Here is a 20645-nt window from a genome sequence, read left to right as displayed (position 1 = left end):
ACGAGCCCGGGCACCGAACCCGATGAGCGACATCAACATGACGCCGCTGATCGACGTGATGCTGGTGCTGCTGGTGATCTTCATCATCACCGCGCCGCTGATGAGCAGCAGCTTGCGGCTGGACCTGCCGAAAGCCGAAGGCGCCCGCTCCAGCGAAACGCCGAAGTTCATCGCACTGGCGATCGACGCCCAGGGCAAGCTCTTCCTCGCTGAACAGCCGGTCACGCTGGACCAGCTGCGCGAACAGGCCGAGCGCACCGCTGGCCGCGACCCGGCCACGGAAGTCCAGCTGCGCGCCGACACCAACGTGCCCTACGGGCGCGTGGCCGAGCTGATCGGGCTATTACAGCAAGCTGGGCTGTCGCGCATCGGCTTCATCACCGCCGGCGCCGGCGCGGCGAGCGCGCCGAAGTAGCCTCGTTCGCAGGAGGTAGCCTCCTACAATCGGCGGATGAACGAGAAATACGTCCCCGCCGAGGTCGAAAGCGCTGCCCAGGCGCACTGGAATTCGCGTGACGCCTACCGCGTCAGCGAAGACGCGAGCAAGCCGAAGTTCTACGCCTGCTCGATGCTGCCGTACCCCTCGGGCAAGCTGCACATGGGCCATGTGCGCAACTACACCATCAACGACATGCTCACCCGCCAGCTGCGGATGAAGGGCATGAACGTGCTGATGCCGATGGGCTGGGACGCCTTCGGCCTGCCGGCCGAGAACGCGGCGATGAAGAACAAGGTGCCGCCGGCCGCGTGGACCTACTCGAACATCGCCCACATGAAGGGCCAGATGCAGGCAATGGGCCTGGCGATCGACTGGTCGCGCGAGGTTGCGACCTGCTCGCCCGACTACTACAAGTGGAACCAGTGGCTGTTCCTGAAGATGCTGGAAAAGGGCATCGCGGTGCGCCGCACGCAGGTCGTCAACTGGGACCCGGTCGATCAGACCGTGCTGGCCAACGAGCAGGTGATCGACGGCCGCGGCTGGCGCTCGGGCGCGCTGGTCGAGAAGCGCGAGATCCCGGGCTACTACTTGAACATCGTGCAGTACGCCGACGAGTTGCTGTCGGCCGTTGCCAACCCCGAGGACAAGAACTACCTCGCCGGCTGGCCCGAGCGCGTGCGGCTGATGCAGGAGAACTGGATCGGCAAGAGCGAAGGCGTGCGCTTTGCGTTCCCGCACCAGATCCATGGCAGCGATGGCGCATTGATCCAGGACGGCAAGCTCTACGTCTTCACGACGCGGRCTGACACCATCATGGGCGTCACCTTCTGCGCCGTGGCGCCCGAACATCCGCTGGCCGCCCATGCCGCAGCGAGCAACCCCACTGTGGCGGCCTTCATCGCCGAGTGCGCGCAAGGCGGCACGACCGAGGCCGAGCTGGCCACGCAAGAGAAGAAGGGCGTGCCGACCGGCCTGAAGGTCACGCACCCGCTGACCGGCGAGCAGGTCGAGGTCTGGGTCGGAAACTACGTGCTGATCAGCTACGGCGACGGCGCGGTGATGGGCGTACCCGCCCACGACGAACGCGACTTCGAGTTCGCGAAGAAGTACGGCCTGACCATCCACCAAGTGGTCGCGGTCGACGGCGAGTCGTATTCGACTGCCGCCTGGGCCGATTGGTACGGCGACAAGCAGCGCGGCCATTGCATCCACTCCGGCATGCTCGACGGCCTGGCCTACAAGCCGGCGGTCGACAAGGTCGCCGAGGCGCTGGCCGCCAAGGGCCTGGGCGAGAAAAAGACCACCTGGCGCCTGCGCGACTGGGGCGTCAGCCGCCAGCGCTATTGGGGCACGCCGATCCCGATCATCCATTGCGACGATTGCGGCAGCGTGCCGGTGCCCGAGAAGGACCTCCCGGTCGTGCTGCCGGAAGACCTGATCCCGGACGGTTCGGGCAACCCGCTGAACAAGTGCGAGGCCTTCCTGAAGGTGGGCTGCCCGAGCTGCGGCAAGCCGGCGCGGCGCGAGACCGACACGATGGACACCTTCGTCGATTCGTCGTGGTACTTCATGCGCTACTGCGACCCGAAGAACGACGAGCAGATGGTCGCCGGCGGCACCAAGTACTGGATGCCAATGGACCAGTACATCGGCGGCATCGAGCACGCGATCCTGCACCTGCTGTACGCGCGCTTCTGGACCAAGGTGATGCGTGACATCGGGCTGGTCACAGTCGACGAGCCGTTCAAGCGGTTGCTGACGCAGGGCATGGTGCTGAACCACATCTATAGCCGCCGCAGCGACAAGGGCGGCATCGATTACTTCTGGCCGCAGGATGTCGAGAACATCGTCGACGAAGGCGGCAGGATCACCGGCGCCAAGCTCAAGAGCGACGGCTCGGCGGTGACCTACGAAGGCGTCGGCACGATGTCGAAGTCGAAGAACAACGGCGTCGACCCGCAACAGCTGATCGACCGCTACGGCGCCGACACCGCACGCCTGTTCGTGATGTTCGCGTCACCGCCCGAGCAGACGCTGGAGTGGAACGACGCCGGCGTCGAGGGCGCACACCGCTTCCTGAAGCGGGTGTGGGCTTTCGGCAGCAAACACGCTGAGTTGCTGAAGGCCACGGCCGACACCGGTGCGGCCCTGAGCAGCCAGGCAAAGGCACTGCGCCGCGAAGTTCACTTGGTGCTGAAGCAGATCTCGTATGACTACGAGCGCATGCAATACAACACCGTCGTCTCCGGTGCGATGAAGCTGTTGAATGCGTTGGAAGGCTTCACGCCCAGCGCCGGCAACGGTGGTGACGCTGGCGTGCTGCGCGAAGGCTTCTCGGTGTTGCTGCGTGGCCTCTATCCCGCTTGCCCGCACGTCACCCATGCGCTGTGGGCCGATCTGGGCTACGCCGCGGCGTTGGGCGATCTGCTCGACGCGCCCTGGCCCACGGTCGACGAGGCTGCGCTGGTGCAAGACGAGATCRAGCTGATGCTGCAGGTCAACGGCAAGCTGCGTGGCGCCATCAAGGTGCCAGCGTCGGCCGACAAGGCGGCGATCGAAGCCGCCGCACTGGCCAACCTGGAGTTCATCAAGTTCGCTGAGGGTAAAGCGCCGAAGAAGGTTGTCATCGTGCCCGGTCGCCTGGTCAACGTGGTGGTCTGACGGTGGCCGTCGCTCGGCGTACGCTCCTGCTGGCCACGCTCGGCAGTCTCGCATTGGCCGGCTGTGGCTTCGCGCTGCGCCGGCCAGCCGATTTGCCGTTTTCGAAGCTGGCGGTCAGCGGCTTCAAGGCCAACTCACCGATGGCCGAAGCGCTGCGCCAATCGCTGCCGCGCAGCGTCACCGTGGTCGCGTCGCCGAAAGACGCCGACGTCGTGCTGGTGGCGATCGAAGACCGTTTCGACAAGACCGTCGCCGCATCGACCGCCGCCGGCCAGGTGCGTGAGTTCCGCTTGCGCATGACGCTGCGCTTCCGCCTCGACCGGCCCGACGGCAGCCCGCAGCTGCCCGAAACTCAGCTGGAGCTGACGCGCGACATGAGCTACAACGAAACCGCCGCGCTGGCCAAGCAGGTAGAGGAAGCCGGCCTGGTGCGCGAGATGCGGATGGATCTGGCCCAGCAGCTGCTGCAGATGCTGGCCGCGACAGGCCAGGCGGCCAGCCGGCCTGCCAGCTGACGCCGAGCCACGATGCAGGTCCGTGCCGACCAGCTCGCCACCGCGTTGACGCGCGGGGCATTGAAGCCCATCTACGCCATCCACGGCGACGAGCCGCTGCTCGCGCAGGAAGCCGCCGATGCGCTGCGTGCCACGGCCCGCGCCGCCGGCTACAGCGAGCGTCAGGTCTTCGTCGTCAGCGGCGCGCATTTCGACTGGAGCGGCGTCTTGGGCGCGTCGCAGTCGATGGGCTTGTTCGCCGACAAGAAGATCATCGAGATCCGCATCCCCAGCGGCAAGCCGGGCAAGGACGGCTCGACCGCGCTGCAGGCCTATTGCGACCAGTTGTCGGAAGAGGTGCTGACGATCGTGCACCTGCCGCGGCTGGACCGCCAACAGCAGCAGGGCGCCTGGTTCCTGGCACTGGACCGCGCCGGGGTCACCGTGCGGGTTGATCCAGTCGAGCGCCATGCGCTGCCGAACTGGATCGCCCAGCGCCTGGCCAAACAGGGCCAGCGTGTGGCTGCCGGCGAGGCGGGCCAGCAGGCGCTGGCCTTCTTCGCCGACCGGGTCGAGGGCAATCTGCTGGCGGCGCACCAGGAACTGCAAAAACTCGCGCTGCTGCACCCGGAGGGTGAGTTGAGCTTCGAGCAGATCGAGGCCGCGGTGCTGGATGTCGCCCGCTTCGACGTCTTCCAGCTCGGCGCGTCGGTCCTGGCCGGCCACGCCGCACGCGCGCTGCGCATGCTCGACGGGCTGAGGGCCGAAGGCGAAGCTGCGGTGCTGGTGCACTGGACGCTGGCCGAAGACGTGCGCGCCCTCAAGCGCGCCCACGACGCGATGACAACCGGMGGCAAGCCGCTGCCGGTGGCACTGCGTGAAGCCCGCGTCTGGGGCGACAAGGAGCGGGCATTTGAAGCGGTGCTGCCGGGTGTCAACGCCGCGGCGCTGGCCACGCTGGTCGAAGCCGCCAGCACCTGCGACGGCCTGGTCAAGGGCCTGCGCCACCCCGGCTGGCCCGACGACGCCTGGGACGGCTTGCGAAGGCTGATGCTGATGACGCTGGACCTGGTGGCCAGCGCCCGCGGCGCGGGCCGCCGCGGCCAGCGGCCCGCGCCGTTGGCATTGCAAAGCCAACCGTCGGGCCTCTAACGGCCCGTTCTGCGAAAACGACGCGAGCCAGACAAATACCGTCCCCGTGACGGGTTACTGCATGCGCATCGCCCAACATTGGGGACGCATCGGCGAACTTGCGCCGCTAGTAACCACGGCTTCTGTCGACCAGATGCGCCAGGGGTTGGCCACTGCGCAACGCCCGCACGTTGGCTGYCACTACGCGCGCCGCACTGCGCGGATCGGTCAGCGCCGCGGCGTGCGGCAGCACCGTCACGCGTGGATGCGTCCAGAACGCATGTGCCGGATCGAGTGGCTCGTGCTGGAACACATCGAGCACTGCATGCGACAACTGCCCGCTGTCCAAGGCCGAGAGCAGATCGGCCTCGACGACATGCGCGCCGCGTGCAAGGTTGACCAACGCGGCCCCGGGCTTCATCGCGGCCAGCCGCTGCGTATCGAAAAAGCCCCGCGTGTCCCCGGTCAGCGGCAGCAGGTTGACGACGACGTCGCTGCCCGCAAGCAGCGGCCACAAGGCGTCGCCACCTTCGTGCACCACGACACCACCCAGCGGTGACAGCGAGCCGGCCCGTCCACCTTGCCGCCAGCCGTGCACCGCGTAGCCTTGCGCCAGCAGACGGCCGGCGACCGTGCGGCCCAACTCGCCGAGGCCGAGCACGGCCACTTGCAGTTCATCAGCCCGGCACTGCGGCAGCACGGCCCAGCGCCGCTCGCGTTGCTGCTGCGCGTATTCGAAAAAGYCGCGGTGCAGCGACAGCACCGCCCACAACGCCGTCTCGGCCATCGCCGCGCTCATCGAGCCGTCGACCATGCGTGCCAGTGGCACCTCGCTCGGCAAGGTGCTGTCGGCCAGCAGGCGATCGACGCCGGCCCACAACGACTGGATCAGGCGCAAGGAGGTAAACGTTTTCAACTGCCCGGGCGGCGGATTGGCCACCAGCGCCACGTCGACCGTGGCCGGATCCAACCCCTCGGGCGAGGTCACGATCCGCTCTTCAGGCAGGGCCGCGCGCAGGGCCTGCAGCCACGCTTCGAGTTCTGGGGGGTCGAGCTCGCCACACAGGTAAACACTCATGTCCGCGAGCCTAACCGGTTCACAATTCCATCGCACCGGCGCGCCCGTGCGCAGCCGGCTGGACTGAGTGGAGCGTGCGCTTGCCAGCAACAAGAAAAAAGGCTGCAGACCCGGCGGCGGGCTCGCCCCGCGCCGCGGATGCGCGCCTGGGCGCCACGGCTTCATGGTCAGATCGGTCAAAGTCGGCCGGCCCAAAAACACACCGCGCATCCACACGCCACTGGCATTGGCCCAACGTGTCGATCCGCATGACGGTACTGGCTGCCATCGTCGCCGGCGTCGTGCTACCCGGCCTGGGCATGCTGTGGGCCGATGCGCGCACAGCCCGCGGGCAGATCGACCCACTGGTCGAGCGCCGGCGCGAACAGGCCTTGGAACTGGTGGCCGCCGCGGTCGCCGAGCCTTGGCACCGAGGTCAGACGGTCGAGCTGGCGACGCTGCAGGCCGTTACGCTGCGCGACCCGCTGGTCTGCGGCTTCGAGTTGCGCGGTGTCGGCGGCACCGGCGGCATCGCACCGGCCGGGCCCTGCGCTGCCAAAGCCCACGTCATCTGGCGCGAACAGCCCATCATCGCTGGCGGCCAGACGATCGGCAGCCTGCGGCTGGGCTTCGACAACCGGGTGCGTGATCAGCTGCTGAGTGACCGCCAGGCCGCGCTGATGCGCCTGGTGGCGGCGCAGGTGGTGCTGGGTTCGCTGGTGCTGCTGTGGGTGCTGAGCTGGCGCCTGCTGCGGCCGATCGATCGGCTCAAGCGCCAGGCCAGCGCCATGGCCCAGCCCGATGCGCGAGCCGCACCGCGGGTCGACTGGCTGCGCCACGACGAGCTGGGGGTGCTGGGCCAGCACCTGAACCTCGCGCACGACCGGCTGGACAGTCTGCTGACCGAGCTGGAGAGCAGCAACGCCGAGTTGCACCGCATGGCGATGGTCGACCAGCTGACCGGCCTGCCGAACCGGCGCCTGTTCCGCGAGCTGTTCGACCATGCGCTGGCGGTGGCCAAGCGCTCGCAGCAGTCGATGGCGCTGATGTTCATCGACCTCGACCGCTTCAAGCACATCAACGACACGCTCGGCCACCCCGCCGGCGACGAGTTGCTGCGCACGCTGGGCCAGCGCCTGCGCCAGGTGATGCGCGGCTCGGACATCGTCGGCCGGCTGTCGGGCGACGAGTTCATCGCGCTGCTGCCGGACGTGAAGGGTGGCGAATCCATCGCCCACACCGCGCTGCGCGTGATCCACGCGATCGAAGGCCCGGTGCCGCTGCCGGACAAGTCGGTCCAGATGCAGGTCTCGGCCAGCGTCGGCGTGGCGATGTTTCCGGCCGATGGCGGCAACTTCGACGACCTGCTGCGCCATGCCGACCAGGCGATGTACCGCGCCAAGGCCGCCGGCCGCGGGCGCTACGTGCTGTACCGCGAAGCGCAGCGGCCCAACACGCCCAAGCCGGGCAGCGACGCCGAGCTGGCGATGGCGTTGACGCGGCGCGAGATGCTGATGCATTACCAGCCGGTGATCGACACCCACACCGGCCATGCCGTCGGCGCCGAGGCGCTGTTGCGCTGGCAACACCCGAGCCAGGGCCTGCTGCCACCGGCGCGCTTCATCCACCGCGCCGAGGAATGCGGCCAGATCCACGCGCTCGGCCAGCACGCGCTGCGCAGTGCATGCGAACAGCTGGCGCAATGGAAGGCGGCCGGCATGCAGACCGGCAGCATGGCGGTCAACCTCAGCGCCGGCGAGTTCCGCCACGAGCAGCTGCCGCGCCTGCTGGCGGGGATGATGCACGACAACCACTTGGGCGCGGGCGAACTCGAGCTCGAGCTGTCGAGCCACTCGATGATGGACGACCCCGAGTTCACCCAGGCGCGGTTCGAAGAGTTGCGCCAGCTCGGCGTGTCGCTGGTGCTGGAAGACGTCGGCTCGTCGATGGTGTCGCTGTCGCGCCTGGGCCAGTTGCACCCGTCCAAGATCAAGATCGACGCGACGCTGGTCAGCCGGCTGCCCGAAGACAAGGACGCCTGCGCGACGGTGAACGCGATCGTGCAGCTGGCGCGCAGCCTCGGCGTCGGCGTCGTGGCCTCAGGGGTCGAAACCGAAGCCCAACGCGATGCCTTGACCGAAGCCGGTTGCCACTGGCAGCAAGGCTTTCTGTTCGCCAAGCCCGCGCCGGCCAGCAACGAGCCGCAGTGGGCCACCCACGCCGGCCCCGGCCACCCGGCGGTGGCCACCGTGCTGGCGCCGAGCGCGTTCGATCAGCGCGTGCTGCGGCCGGCGGCCAACACCAGCAACCGCTCCAGGCCCCACTGAACGGTCGCCGAGCGCACCGCCGTGCGGTCGCCAGGCCAGACCTGTTGCTCAGCGTCAGCCTTCAACTCGGCGCCATCGCGCCAGGCCCAACCCAGCCAGACCAGGCCGACCGGCTTGCCCGGTGTGGCGCCGCCGGGGCCGGCGATGCCAGTCACCGCCAGCGCCAGGTCGGCTGCGCTGTGCATCAGCGCGCCACGGGCCATCGCTAGCGCAACCGCTTCACTGACCGCGCCGTGCGTGGCGATCAATGCCGCATCGACACCCAGCGCCTCGGTCTTGGCCGCGTTGCTGTAGGTGACGAAGCCGCGCTCGAACCAATCGCTGGAGCCGGCCAGGCTGGTGCACAGCGCGGCGATCAGGCCACCGGTGCAGCTCTCGGCGGTGACGATGCGCAGGCCCTTGGCGCGCAGCAGATCGGCCAAGGTGGTCACGCGCTCGGCCAGCTTGTCATCGTTGAGCAACAAGGGCATCGCGCGCCTCTCAGCCGATCAGCTTGCGCCACAGCGCCAGCACCAGCAGCGTGCATAACGCCGCCACCGCGTCGTCGAGCAAGATGCCCAGCCCCTGGCGCCAACCCGGGGGCTGGCCGGGGGCCGGCTTGAACAGGCGGTCCGCCCAACCCACCGGCCCCGGCTTGATCGCATCGAAGAAACGAAACAGCGCAAACGCGGCCAACTGCTGGCCGAGACTGGCCGGCGCGATCAGCCAGAGGATGGCCCAGAACGCGAGGATCTCGTCCCACACCACCGCGCTCGGGTCGCTGGTGCCCAGCGCCTGCGCGGTGCGGGTACAGGCCCACACGCCCAGCAGCGTGCYGCCTGCCAGCACGAGGCCCCAGCCCAGTGGGGTGAGCCAGACGCTGATCACCGTGTAGGCCAGCCAGGCCCACAAGGTGCCCGCAGTGCCCGGCGCCACCGGTGACAGGCCGCTGCCGAAACCGAGCGAAAACGCATGCGCCGGGTGAGACAGCATCAACCCCACGCTGGCCCGGCGCGGTGGCGACGCACCGTTGTCGATCACCGGGCCGCGGCCAGGCGCGGCGGCGGGCGTTTCGACGCGCACCTGCGCGTCCTCGACCGGCAAGTTGTCGTCGTGGTTCATCAGCTCTTGAAGTGGTCGAAGCCGGTGAAGGCCGACAGGTCCAGCGGGTCGCGGCCATGGGCTTCGGCGAACACCTTCATGCCCACCGCAGACGGCTCGATGCGGCCGATCCGGGTGACCGGGGTGCCACTGGCCAGGCCCGCAGCGCGCACCGCATCGGCAGCGCCGGCCGGCGCAGTGAACAGCAACTCGTAGTCGTCGCCACCAGCCAGCAGGCACTCGCGTTGCAAGGCCTGCGGTTGAGCCGCCAGTGCAGCGCTGCGCGGCAGCGCGTCGAGCCACACCGTGGCACCAACGTCCGAACGCCGACGGATGTGGCCCAGATCGCCCAGCAGGCCGTCCGAGAGATCGATCGCCGCGCTGGCGACGCCCCGCAGCGCCTGGCCCAGCGCGACCCGCGGTTGCGGCCGCTCCATCGCCTCGCGCACCGCGCTGAAGGCATCGCCCGGCAGCTCAGCGTGGCCGCGGAACACTTCCAGCGCCAGCCGCGCATCGCCCAGGCAGCCACTGACCCACAGCTCGTCGCCCGGCGCCGCGCCACTGCGCAGCAGCGCCAGGCCTTCGGGCACCTCGCCGAAGACGGTGATACCGATCGTCAGCGGGCCGGCAGTCGTGTCACCACCGACCAGCTCGATCTCGTGTTGCTCGGCCAGTGCCAACAGGCCGGACGCGAAGGGCGCCAGGAACGCCGCATCGGCGCGCGGCAGGCTCAAGGCCAGCGTGAAAGCCAGCGGCTCGGCACCGCAGGCGGCCAGATCGCTCAGGTTGACCGCCAGCGCCTTGTGGCCCAGCCGATCTGGCGCGACGGTGGACAGGAAATGCCGGCCCTCGACCAGCAGGTCGGTCGACACCGCGAGCTGCATGCCGGGCGTCGGTATCAGCAGCGCACAGTCGTCGCCGCCGCCCAGCGCAGCGCGTTGCACCGGCGGGCGGAAGTACTTTTCGATCAGGTCGAATTCACCGAGGGCCATGCCTCAATTGTKAGTGACTTGGATCGAAGCGGCGCGGCCAGCGCACGGCCGCTCCGAAGCGGCCGCGCTACCCTCTCGGAGGGTGCTGCCGGTATTCCGGCAGCGGGTGCAGCAGATTCGCCAGTTCGACGGCCGACTTGACGTTCATCTTCTCGAACACCCGCGMGCGGTGGACTTCGACCGTGCGCACGCTGATGTCCAGCGCATCGGCGATCAGCTTGTTCGGCTTGCCCTCGACCACCAGGTTCATCACCTCGCGTTCACGCTCGGTCAGCTCGGACAGCGCCCGCTCGACCTGGCGTTTGTCGGCGCGCCGGGCCAAAGCCGCCTCGCTGCGCAACAGCGCTTGTTCGATGCGATCGACCAGTGCGTTGTCGGAGAACGGCTTCTCGACGAAGTCGAAGGCGCCTCGCTTGACCGCCGCCACCGCCGTCGGCACATCGGCATGGCCGGTCAGAAAGATCACCGGCAGCGCCTCGACAAAACCGCGCTCGACCAGTTGGTCGAACAAGGCCAGGCCCGACAGGCCTGGCATGCGCACGTCGAGCAACACGCACGACGGTGCGTTGGGCCAGTCAGCCGGCGACTTGGGCGCAAGGAAGGCCGCGAAGGCATCGCCGCTGGCGTGGCCCTCGGACAGCAGGCGCCGCGTGCGCAGCAACCAGGCCAATGCGTCGCGCACCACGTCCTCGTCGTCGACGAGGTAGACCATCGGCAAGCCGAAGCGGGAACTCAGGGCAGGGCTGTTCATTCGGCGGACGGTTCGGCCGCATGCCGGGCCGGGTCGGGAACCGCAAGCGTAAACCGGAATTCAGTGCCCTGCCCGTTTGGCGTGGCGGGACCGAAATCGAGCGCACCGCCATGCTGCTCGATCACCGTGCGGCACAGCGACAGGCCCAGGCCCATGCCTTCTTCGCGGGTCGTGAAGAACGGCGTGAACAAACGCGCGGCCACCTCAGGCGCGATGCCTGGCCCGCGGTCGCTGACGGTCATGTGAACCCAGCGCGCGTGCGGCTGCGTGACACGCAGCGTCAGAACCCGCTGGTCCAGCGGCGTGGCGTCGCTTTCCATCGCCTGGATGCCGTTGCGCGTCAGGTTCAGCAGCACCTGCTCGATCATCGTGCGGTCGACCCAGACCCGCGGCGACGGCTTCGGGCATTCGACCTCGATGCGGGTACCGCTCTTGCGGGCCTGCAGCCGGACCAGCGGCAGCACGGCCTCAATCAACACATCGGCGCCGACCGCCTCGCGCGAGCGCTCGCGCCGKCGCACGAAGCCGTGCACGCTCTTGATCACGCGGCCGGCCCGCTCGGCCTGCTCGGCAATGCGCTCCAGCGCCTGGCGCAGCATCGCCACGGTGTCGCCGGCGGTGGCCGGCTGCTGTTCGGCATCGGCCACCAGGTTCAGCGAACCGGTGGCGTAGCTGGCGATCGCGGCCAGCGGCTGGTTCAACTCGTGGCTGAGCAGCGAGGCCATTTCGCCAACGGTCGCCAGCCGCGCGGTGGCTTGCAGCCGCTCCTGCTGCTGGCGCGACAGTTCTTCCATGCGCCGCGCCGCACTCACGTCCAGCACCGCACTCATCCAGCCGGCGTGGTGGCCAACGCGGTCCAGCAGCGGCGCTTCATAGATCATCACCGGAAAGCGCTCCCCGTTGCGGCGCATGAACTGCGTCTCGAAGCCTTCACGCTGCGCGCTGAGGTCGCGCCTCAGGCTCAAGCGTTCGGACTGGCGTTGGCGGTACTCGTCGATGCGCTCGGGCGGCCAGTAGGGCGGCGGGTCGCTGCCCACCAGCTCATGGGCCTCGAACCCGACCATCGCACAAAACGCTGGGTTGACGTAGGTGACCCGGCCTCGCACGTCGCGTGCGCGCAGGCCGGTGACCAGTGAATCCTCCATCGCCCGGCGAAAGGCCAGCGCCTCGGCCAACGCGGTCTCGGCGACCGCACGCCGACGCACGTCGCGCGCGAGCAGCACCACCAAGCCGAACAGCAGCAAGGACAGGCCGACCACCAGCGCCAGCGTCAGGTTGGGGATCAGGCCCGGGCGGCCCTGCGCCGAGTCGGCCCGTAGCTGCAGCGAGTTGCCGGGCAGGTCGACCAGCCGCGTCGCCTGGAAGACGCCGGTGCCGCGGTGCAGCCCCGCCCGCACCAGCCGCGTGCCGTCCGCCTCGACCAGCGACAGCTCGTGGTCGTTCGCCCCAGCAGCATTGGCGGCGTCTTCGAGCAGCTGGCCCAACGCCAACGTTGCGATCATGTAGCCGCTGGCTCGGCCAGAGCGGTCCAACGGCAGGCACAGGTCCACCACCTCCAGCCCCAACCCACCGGCCTGCGGCACGAAATACGAGCGCGAGAATTGCGGCGATGCGACGCGGCGCGCGGTGGCGCAGGCCGGGTGCATCTCGATCTCCAGGTCGGCGCGCGCCATGGTGCCGAACACCGGCGGGCGAAACGGCGTCTCGACAGCGTCGAGTAGCTTGTGGTCGCTGTCGCGCATCTCCATGCGCAGAAACTCGCGCCGCTGGCGCAGCATCTCTTGCGCGTCGTAGTGCCACTGCGTCAGCGGCGGGTCGTTCCAGGTCAGGGACTGCGCGCTTTGCAGGCTGCGCTGCACCAGCCGCCGCATCTCACCCGATGCCGCCGCAGCGACGGCATCGGCCCGGTCCTGCGCGCGCGACTCTTCGTAGCTCAGGGTCAGCCCGACCAGCAGCGACTGCGCCACCAGCAGCAACGCCACGAGCGCGCCCCACAACAGCCAGCGCACGCTGCGGCGCGCACGTGGCGGCTCGGGCAGTGGGGCGCTGGGTGCGGGCGGATTCATCGGCGCAGTATGGTGGGGGCATCCGGCCCCGCCGTAAGCAGTTTCGCGCATGCCCAGAGCCCGCCCCTTGGCGACACTGCACGGCGAAGCTGTCAAAGCTGTCAGACCTGGCCTCCTACAATCCGCCCCCCACGCTGCGCGAGGACCGCCCCATGCCGACCTTCGAGGAAAAAAGAGCCGAACTGCGCCGGTCCGCGCTGGAGTACCACGAGTTCCCGACGCCGGGCAAGGTGGCCATCACCGCGACCAAGCAGCTGATCAACCAGCGTGACCTGGCCCTGGCATATTCGCCAGGCGTGGCGGCGGCCTGCGAAGAGATCGTCGAGGACCCGGCCAACGCCTTTCGCTACACCTCGCGCGRCAACCTGGTGGCGGTGGTCACCAACGGCACCGCGGTGCTGGGCCTGGGCGACATCGGCCCGCTGGCGTCCAAGCCGGTGATGGAAGGCAAGGGTGTCCTGTTCAAGAAGTTCGCCGGCATCGATGTGTTCGACATCGAGATCAACGAGAAAGACCCAGACAAGCTGGTCGACATCATTGCCGCGCTGGAGCCCACCTTCGGCGGCATCAACCTCGAAGACATCAAGGCGCCCGACTGCTTCTACGTCGAGCGCAAGCTGCGCGAGCGGCTGAAGATCCCCGTCTTCCACGACGACCAGCACGGCACCGCGATCGTCGTCGGCGCCGCGCTGCTGAACGGCCTGAAGGTCGTCGGCAAGAGCATCAAGGACATCAAGCTGGTGGCCTCGGGCGCGGGCGCCGCCGCGCTGGCCTGCCTGAATCTGCTGCTCAAGCTCGGCCTGCCGAAAGAAAACGTCTGGGTCACCGACCTGGCCGGCGTCGTCTACGAAGGCCGCACCGAACTGATGGACCCGGACAAGGCCGAGTTCGCGCAAGCGACCGACATGCGCAAGCTGGCCGAGGTGATCGTCGGTGCCGATGTGTTCCTGGGCCTGTCGGCCGGTGGCGTGCTGAAGCCCGAGATGGTCAAGTCGATGGGGCCGAAGCCGATGATCTTCGCGCTCGCCAACCCGACGCCGGAAATCATGCCGGAAGAGGTCAAGGCGGTGCGCGACGACGCGATCATGGCCACCGGCCGCACCGACTACCCGAACCAGGTCAACAACGTCCTGTGCTTCCCGTACATCTTCCGCGGCGCGCTCGATTGCCACGCGAAGACGATCAACGACGAGATGGAGATCGCCGCGGTGCGCGCGATCGCCGAGCTCGCGCAAGCCGAGCAGAGTGACGTGGTGGCCACGGCGTATGCCGGTGCGACGCTGTCGTTCGGGCCCGAGTACCTGATCCCGAAGCCGTTCGATCCGCGGCTGATGATGCAGATCGCGCCGGCGGTGGCCGATGCGGCGCGCGCGTCCGGCGTCGCGCAGCGGCCGATTGCCGACCTGGCCGCCTACCGCGACAAGCTGCAGAGCTTCGTCTACGCGTCCGGCACGCTGATGAAGCCGATCTTCAGCGTCGCCAAGAAGGCCAAATCCAAGCGTGTGGCCTATGCCGAAGGCGAAGACCGGCGCGTGCTGTCTGCCGTGCAGGTGGTCGTCGACGAAGGCCTGGCCCAGCCCTGGCTGGTCGGGCGCGGCAGTGTGATCCGGGCGCGGATCGAGAAGATGGGCCTGCGCCTGAAGGAAGGGCGCGACTACGAGCTGGTCAACATCGACGACGACCAGCGCTACCGCGACTACTGGCAGACCTATCATCAAATGATGGACCGGCGCGGCGTGACCGAGCAGTTGGCCAAGATCGAGATGCGGCGCCGGTTGACGCTGATCTCGAGCATGCTGCTGCACAAGGGCGAGGTCGACGGCATGATCTGCGGCACCTGGGGCTCGACCGAGTTGCACCTGAACCATGTCGGCCAGGTGATCGGCAAGCGCCCCGGGGTCAACACCTTCGCCTGCATGAACGGGCTGCTGCTACCGGGGCGCCAGGTGTTCCTGGTCGATACCCACGTCAACTACGACCCGACGGCCCAGCAGCTGTGCGAGATCACGGTGCTGGCGGCCGAGGAGATGCGCCGCTTCGGCATCCAACCCAAGGCCGCGCTGCTGTCGCACTCGAATTTCGGCTCCAGCAACCAACCCTCAGCAGTGAAGATGCGCGAAGCGCTGGCGCTGATCCAGCAGGCCGCGCCCTGGCTCGAAATTGATGGCGAGATGCACGGCGATGCTGCACTCGATGCGACCTACCGCGCAGAGTTGATGCCACGCAGCACCTTGAAGGGCGAAGCCAACCTGCTGGTGCTGCCCAACATCGATGCCGCCAACATCAGCTACAACCTGCTGAAAACCGCCTCCGGCGGTGGCATCGCCATCGGCCCGGTGCTGCTCGGCGCGGCCAAACCGGTGCACATCCTGACGCCATCGACGACGGTGCGCCGGATCGTCAACATGACAGCATTGACCGTCGCGGACGTCAACGCCGCACGCTGAAAATCAGATGACAACCTTGCTACTTCGTTGAATTTGCAAAACTTTTCACGAAGTTAGCGAACACTCAGCCACAACGTCATTGCCTCATTTTGGGGCAGTGGCCTTGTGGTTTTTCTGCCCATCGGGTAGCATTCGTGTTTAAGTCTTCAGGGTAAACCCGTGGCGTACTTTGGTCCACTGCTGGTGGGAGGGTCCTTGCGAAAGTGGGGCCTCACCGTTGCAGCAGCGGGCCTTCTGAGTGGCGTCGCGTTGGTGAACTTCAGCGCTGCGGCGAGTTCCGGCGATGGCTCTTTGAGCCCCGCTGCTCGCCCGGCGATCGGCACGGTGTCGCTTGCGGCCCTGCCGGTGGAGGCGCAGCAAACCGAGCGCTTGGTCCGTTCCGGTGGCCCCTTCCCTTACGAGAAGGACGGCATCGTGTTCGGCAACCGAGAGCAACTGCTGCCGCGCCAACCACGAGGTTTTTACCACGAGTACACCGTGCGCACGCCGGGCTCACATGACCGGGGCGCGCGGCGCATCGTTTGCGGCGGCCGTCAACCGCGGGAACCTGAAGCCTGTTTTTATACCGAAGACCATTCGCAAGCTTCAAGCGCATCGCACCCTGATGGGTGCGGCAGTTGAGCAAGCGGGTACGAACGACCGGATTTTTTGTTGACCAAGGAGGAACGCGACCATGCTCTTGCAGACCGYCCGTCCCAACATAGTGCAGGCGATACGCGCGTATCGGGTCGATGACCTGATGCGCTCGGCCCAGGAAGTGGGCCAGCATTTTTTGTACGCCAACCTCACCGAGGCGCAGTCCAAGCAAGAGGTGCTCGACGGCATCGCGACTTCGTTCTTGTTTCCGCAGCACTTCGGCAAGAACCTGGACGCGTTGTTCGACTGCATGACCGACTTGGTCCACAAGTCCGGCATCCAGCCCGGCTTCGTGGTCGTTCTGGAGCAGATCCCCGACAACACACGCTTCGACCGTGAATCACGCGAGCAGCTGCTCGACGTGTTCCGCGATGCGGCAGATTTTTGGGCGGAACGAAAAATACCCTTCAGGTGTTTTTATTCTTTTCAGTAGCCCGCTCCCAAGAAAACGGGTCATGGGAGCGGGCGGTGGAAACGGCCCCCAACGAAACCAAGCCGGCTGCAAAGGCCAGCACCAAGACAGGCATCAACCCGAACTTCGGGATGAACATGCCGATGATGAGCAGCGCGTTCGACACCGCGATGTGGCTTAACGCAGCTTGAGGCTGCAGCTAGCTTCAGTTCAGCACGACGGCCCGCCCCTGGCGGGCCGTTTGCTTTGATGTTGAGCGACGGCGTCAGCCGCCGAGCGCTTGGGCGAGGGCGACGAACTCGGCCACCGGCACTTCTTCGGCCCGGCGCTGCAGGTCGAAGCTGCCGCCAAAACCCTGCTCATCGAGCCAGCGGCCCAGCGAGTGGCGCAGCAGTTTGCGGCGCTGTGAGAACGCCGCCGCGACCAGCGCCTCGAAGCGCGCGGCGTCGATCTGGGCGAAATCGCGCAACGGCACCATGCGCACCACTGCCGAGTCGACCTGCGGCGGCGGGTCGAAAGACTCCGGCGGCACGTCGATGATCGATTCGATGTCGTAGCGCCACTGCAGCATCACCGACAGCCGGCCATAGGTCTTGCTGCCAGGCCCGGCCGCCATGCGGTCGACGACTTCCTTCTGCAGCATGAAGTCCTGCTCGCTGACCCGGTCGGCCCAGGGCAGCAGGTGGAACAGGATCGGCGTCGAGATGTTGTAGGGCAGGTTGCCCACCACCTTCAGCGGTCCCCCGCCCAGGCGGTCGGCCAGAGCGCCGAAATCGACCTTCAGCACGTCCGACTCGACCACGTCCAGCCCTGGCGTCTTGCGCAGCCGCGCGGCCAGGTCGCGGTCCAGCTCGACGACGGTCAGCTGCTTGCAGCGGGCCAGCAGCGGCTGGGTCAAGGCGCCCAGGCCAGGGCCGATCTCGACCACTGGTTCGTCTACACGCGGGTCGATCGCGCGCACGATCGAGTCGATGATGTAGCCGTCGGTCAGGAAGTGCTGGCCAAAGCGTTTGCGCGCCTGGTGCTTCACGTCAGCCCCTCGCCGGAGGCATGCCGCAGGCGATGGTCACCCAGGCGTGTCACTGCTGCGGCGGCTCGCGCATCTCGATGTAGGCCCGCGAGCGCAGCTCGGTCACCCACTCGAGGTAGGCCGGCTCGAACTTCTGCTCTTTCAGCACGTTGCGCGCCTGCTCACGCAGCTCCTTGGGGTCGACCGCCACTTGGCGGCGCTCGATCACCTGGATCAGGTGCACGCCAAAGCGCGACACGATCGGCGCCGAGAGGCCACCCGGCTGCAGCTTGTTCATCGTCTCTTCGAACTCGGGCACGAAGCTGCCCGGCGCCGCCCAGCCTAGATCACCACCACTGGTGGCGCTGCCGTCTTCCGAGTACTGGCGCGCCAGGTCTTCGAACTTGCGGTTGCCGGCCACGATCTGGTCGCGGAACTCGGCCAGCCGGCGTTGCGCCGCATCGGCCGATAGCGCCGCCGACGGCCGCAGCAGGATGTGGCGAGCGCGCGTTTGCGTGACCGACACGCCGGGCGCATCGCTGCGAGACAGCAGCTTCAGGATGTGAAAGCCCGCGCCGCTGCGCAGCGGCTCGGTGGTGACGGCGCCGACAGACAGCGGTTTGACTGCATCGACGAACAGGTCAGGCAGCCTGTCGATCGGCTTGGCGCCGATCTCGCCGCCCTTGTCCTTGTTGCCGTCTTCCGAAACCGCCTTGGCGACCAGTTCGAACGGCTCACCGCCACGCACCCGCGCCAGCGCCGCCATGATCTTCTCGCGCCGCTCGGCCACCACGTCAGCAGCGGCGTTCTCGGGCACGGTGACCAGGATCTGCGCAATGTTCAGCTCGGCCGAACTGGCCGCCTGGTTTTTGCGCGACGCGATCACGTTGTCGATTTCGGCATCGGTGATCTTGATTCGGTTGATCACCTCGCGCTCGCGCACCCGCTCGGACAGCATCTGGTCGCGCAGGTTGGCGCGAAAGCGCGCGTAGTCGATGCCCTCGGCCTTGAGCCGCTCGTGCAACTTGTCCAGGGTGAGCTTGTTTGCCGAGGCGACGTTGGCCACCGCGCGGTCCAGCTCGGGCTCGTCGACCTTCATGCCTGCATCACGGGCGTAGGTGATGATCACGCGCTCTTCGATCAGCGCGTTCAGCACCTGCTTGCGCAGTTCTTCGTCGGGCGGCAAGCGGGTGCCGCTGCGGATCCCGTCGAGCTTGATCCGGCTCGTTCGCTGGTCGACCTCGACCTGGGTCACCAGTTCGTTGTTGACGATGGCCACGATGTAGTCGGCCGATCGGGCGGATGGCGCGGTGGCTTGCTGCGCCAGGCTGGCGGTGGCAGCGAGCAGGCCGGCACAAATGGCCAAGGCGGCGCGGAAACGGGTCGGTTCGATCATGGGGTGGGCGTCTTGGGCAAGGGCGCCGCGTCGTCGTCGCGCAGCAACTGGTAACCGGGGATATTGTCCTTCAGGACCTTGAGGGGGTTGCTGCCCAGCCGGGACAGGCCGATCAGCTCCAGCTGCAGCATCCAGTGGGTGGTCGATTCGCTCGCGCCAGTCGACGTTTTCTGGACCACGAAGCGGCCGATCCAGCAGCCGGCGTCGTATTCGATGCCCGCCAGCGCATCGGTGACGCGGCTGTCGCGCATGCTGAAGTTGACACGGCCGACCCCGTACAGCGTGCCCTGACAGGCGCTGCCGCCTGGCTTGGACTCGCTGCGGTAGATCGGCCACTGCCAGCCAAGTTCAAACTGTTCGCTCAGGTCGCGTGCGTAGCGGTAGGTGCCGGCCAGCGTGTGGAAGGGCGCCGGCTGGTAGCGCACAGCAACGATCGAGCGCACCGGTTTGTCGATCGCCGCCCCGTACTGCACGCTGGCATCGAAGATCCAGCTCTGCCACAGCGAACCGGAGCCGAACAGCAGGATGTCCGACACGCGCTTGTCGCCCGGCACCTCCTCCGGCGTCAGGCGCTGGTCGCGGAACAGGAAGCGCTGAGCGGCGCCCAGGCGCAGGCGTTCGACGCCGGTGTCCGACTCCTGCCAGCGGCTGGTCGCGCCCAGCGTCACCTGGTGGGCGTCGGCCACCCGGTCGATGCCGGAAAACGGGTTGTCGGCGTAGATCGAGACCGCGTTGAAGTCACTTGCCGCGGTGTCGAACAATGGCAGCGTGGACTGGTCCTTCCACGGCGTGTTGACGTAGTGCAGGCGCGGCTCCAGCGTCTGGCGCATGCCTTCGCCGAACCAGGCGGTGGCGCGGTCGAAGCGCAAGCCAGCGTCGGCGCTGAGCGTCGGGATCACGCGACGGGCTTCCAGCCGGCCATCGCTCATCGGCACCTCGGTGCGGTAGCTGGCGGCATTGAACGACAGCCGCGGCGTGAACCAGCCCCAGCCTTCATCGACCGGGCGCGACAGCGCGCCGAGCATGTGCACACGCGTGCCGTCAGGCCGGACGTCCTTCGCCGGCCGGTCGGCCAGCTCGAAGCGGTTGGCCTCCAGCTCCAGCTCCCACTGCAGGCCCAAGCCGCCCTGGGCGCCTGGCTCGCCCAACAATCCTCGACTGCGCACGCCCAGCTGCGGCACCCGTTGGTACGGGGGCAAGATGGCCTCGGTGTCCTGCAGCACCTGCCAGCCTTGGACCCCGACATAGGTGTCCAGGCTCCAGTCGGCGCCGAAGTCGTAATGGCCCACGGCCTGGCCGGCCTGGGTCAGCAGCCGCCGCGTCTTGCTTGGCAACTGGTTGGCGAAGTCTTTCCAGTAGTCGTCGTCTGAGGCGCGCATGGCCTCGGTGCCATAGCGCCAATGGCTACCGAAGGTGCCGGCATGTTCCCACTCGAAGGCGTGGCGTTCACGGCCGGCCACACGGTCGTGCGGCACGGTGTGGACATCCAGGTGGCCTTCGTCGCTTGGCGTCAGGTAGCGGAACTCGGCTTGCATCCCCAGCCCGCGGCGCGAGGCGATCGACGGCGTGGTCGTCAGGTCGTAGTTGGGGGCCAGGTTCCAGTAGTAGGGCACCGACAACGACAGACCGCCACGGGTGTCGCTGTCGAACAGCGGTGGCAGCCAGCCCGACTTGCGCGCTTCGGTGGCCGGGAAGCTGATCACCGGCGCGGCCAGGATCGGCACACCCAGGAAACGCAACACGGCGC

General features: G+C 67.7%; 18 protein-coding genes. 8 read left to right on the top strand and 10 right to left on the bottom strand.

The features are described from left to right. Positions 1 to 22 precede the first annotated feature (22 nt). From AC1DYI_RS04760 to holA, 4 genes are read left to right on the top strand one after another with little or no spacing between them, the layout of a single operon-like run. Entirely contained in the window at positions 23 to 415 is a 393-nt protein-coding gene (locus AC1DYI_RS04760; protein ID WP_477202926.1) for an ExbD/TolR family protein, read from the top strand. A 36-nt stretch (positions 416 to 451) separates the two neighbouring features. Next, positions 452 to 3100 (top strand): leucine--tRNA ligase, encoded by a 2649-nt coding sequence (gene leuS / locus AC1DYI_RS04755; RefSeq protein WP_477202925.1) that lies wholly within the window; start codon positions 452 to 454, stop codon positions 3098 to 3100. Positions 3101 to 3102: 2 nt separating this feature from the next. Beyond that, positions 3103 to 3615: an LPS-assembly lipoprotein LptE gene (locus tag AC1DYI_RS04750; RefSeq protein WP_477202924.1), complete on the top strand. Its 513-nt coding sequence runs from the start codon at positions 3103 to 3105 to the stop codon at positions 3613 to 3615. A 12-nt stretch (positions 3616 to 3627) separates the two neighbouring features. Then, entirely contained in the window at positions 3628 to 4746 is a 1119-nt protein-coding gene (holA, locus tag AC1DYI_RS04745; RefSeq protein ID WP_477202923.1) for a DNA polymerase III subunit delta, read from the top strand. Between the two features lie 106 nt (positions 4747 to 4852). Here the strand turns inward: holA and AC1DYI_RS04740 are convergent, their stop codons facing one another. Further along, a complete protein-coding gene (locus AC1DYI_RS04740; RefSeq protein WP_477202922.1) occupies positions 4853 to 5803 on the bottom strand; it encodes a 2-hydroxyacid dehydrogenase in 951 nt (316 codons plus the stop codon). A 248-nt stretch (positions 5804 to 6051) separates the two neighbouring features. On the opposite strand from AC1DYI_RS04740, the gene AC1DYI_RS04735 reads away from it, so the two are divergent. After that, a complete protein-coding gene (locus AC1DYI_RS04735; protein WP_477202921.1) occupies positions 6052 to 8109 on the top strand; it encodes a putative bifunctional diguanylate cyclase/phosphodiesterase in 2058 nt (685 codons plus the stop codon). On the opposite strand, the gene AC1DYI_RS04730 is transcribed toward AC1DYI_RS04735, so the two are convergent. The 5 genes from AC1DYI_RS04730 to AC1DYI_RS04710 all read right to left on the bottom strand — a co-directional run bounded on the left by AC1DYI_RS04730 (position 8055) and on the right by AC1DYI_RS04710 (position 12998). Then, a complete protein-coding gene (locus tag AC1DYI_RS04730; RefSeq protein WP_477202920.1) occupies positions 8055 to 8579 on the bottom strand; it encodes a CinA family protein in 525 nt (174 codons plus the stop codon). The two genes, AC1DYI_RS04735 and AC1DYI_RS04730, sit on opposite strands and share 55 nt — an antisense overlap. Positions 8580 to 8589: 10 nt before the next feature. Then, the gene (locus tag AC1DYI_RS04725) at positions 8590 to 9081 is read right to left on the bottom strand and encodes a phosphatidylglycerophosphatase A family protein (RefSeq protein WP_477202935.1); all 492 of its coding nucleotides are present in this window, start codon (positions 9079 to 9081) and stop codon (positions 8590 to 8592) included. A gap of 128 nt (positions 9082 to 9209) precedes the next feature. After that, entirely contained in the window at positions 9210 to 10181 is a 972-nt protein-coding gene (gene thiL, locus AC1DYI_RS04720) for a thiamine-phosphate kinase (protein WP_477202919.1), read from the bottom strand. A gap of 67 nt (positions 10182 to 10248) precedes the next feature. Then, complete coding sequence (locus AC1DYI_RS04715; protein ID WP_477202918.1) at positions 10249 to 10932, bottom strand: response regulator transcription factor; 684 nt, start codon at positions 10930 to 10932, stop codon at positions 10249 to 10251. Then, the gene (locus AC1DYI_RS04710) at positions 10929 to 12998 is read right to left on the bottom strand and encodes an ATP-binding protein (RefSeq protein WP_477202917.1); all 2070 of its coding nucleotides are present in this window, start codon (positions 12996 to 12998) and stop codon (positions 10929 to 10931) included. The genes AC1DYI_RS04715 and AC1DYI_RS04710 overlap by 4 nt, the downstream gene beginning before the upstream one ends. Before the next feature lie 152 nt (positions 12999 to 13150). On the opposite strand from AC1DYI_RS04710, the gene AC1DYI_RS04705 reads away from it, so the two are divergent. The 3 genes from AC1DYI_RS04705 to AC1DYI_RS04695 all read left to right on the top strand — a co-directional run bounded on the left by AC1DYI_RS04705 (position 13151) and on the right by AC1DYI_RS04695 (position 16514). After that, a complete protein-coding gene (locus tag AC1DYI_RS04705; RefSeq protein ID WP_477202916.1) occupies positions 13151 to 15445 on the top strand; it encodes an NADP-dependent malic enzyme in 2295 nt (764 codons plus the stop codon). Between the two features lie 195 nt (positions 15446 to 15640). Continuing rightward, positions 15641 to 16066 (top strand): guanyl-specific ribonuclease, encoded by a 426-nt coding sequence (locus tag AC1DYI_RS04700; RefSeq protein ID WP_477202915.1) that lies wholly within the window; start codon positions 15641 to 15643, stop codon positions 16064 to 16066. Between the two features lie 52 nt (positions 16067 to 16118). After that, entirely contained in the window at positions 16119 to 16514 is a 396-nt protein-coding gene (locus AC1DYI_RS04695; RefSeq protein ID WP_477202914.1) for a barstar family protein, read from the top strand. On the opposite strand, the gene AC1DYI_RS04690 is transcribed toward AC1DYI_RS04695, so the two are convergent. The 4 genes from AC1DYI_RS04690 to AC1DYI_RS04675 all read right to left on the bottom strand — a co-directional run. Next, complete coding sequence (locus AC1DYI_RS04690) at positions 16489 to 16659, bottom strand: hypothetical protein (protein WP_477202913.1); 171 nt, start codon at positions 16657 to 16659, stop codon at positions 16489 to 16491. The two genes, AC1DYI_RS04695 and AC1DYI_RS04690, sit on opposite strands and share 26 nt — an antisense overlap. Positions 16660 to 16758: 99 nt before the next feature. Continuing rightward, positions 16759 to 17523 carry a 16S rRNA (adenine(1518)-N(6)/adenine(1519)-N(6))-dimethyltransferase RsmA gene (gene rsmA / locus AC1DYI_RS04685; RefSeq protein ID WP_477202912.1) on the bottom strand — a complete coding sequence of 255 codons (765 nt, stop codon included), beginning with the start codon at positions 17521 to 17523 and terminating at the stop codon, positions 16759 to 16761. A gap of 49 nt (positions 17524 to 17572) precedes the next feature. Next, positions 17573 to 18898 carry a peptidylprolyl isomerase gene (locus tag AC1DYI_RS04680; protein WP_477202911.1) on the bottom strand — a complete coding sequence of 442 codons (1326 nt, stop codon included), beginning with the start codon at positions 18896 to 18898 and terminating at the stop codon, positions 17573 to 17575. Continuing rightward, the coding region (locus tag AC1DYI_RS04675; RefSeq protein WP_477202910.1) for an LPS-assembly protein LptD at positions 18895 to 20645 on the bottom strand (1751 nt) is incomplete at its 5' end. The genes AC1DYI_RS04675 and AC1DYI_RS04680, both read right to left, overlap by 4 nt.

The sequence above is a fragment of the Ideonella sp. P3_A4 genome (assembly GCF_056403075.1).
Note: the sequence above shows the minus strand (reverse complement) of the source record. Positions and strands in the feature narration are given on the sequence as shown.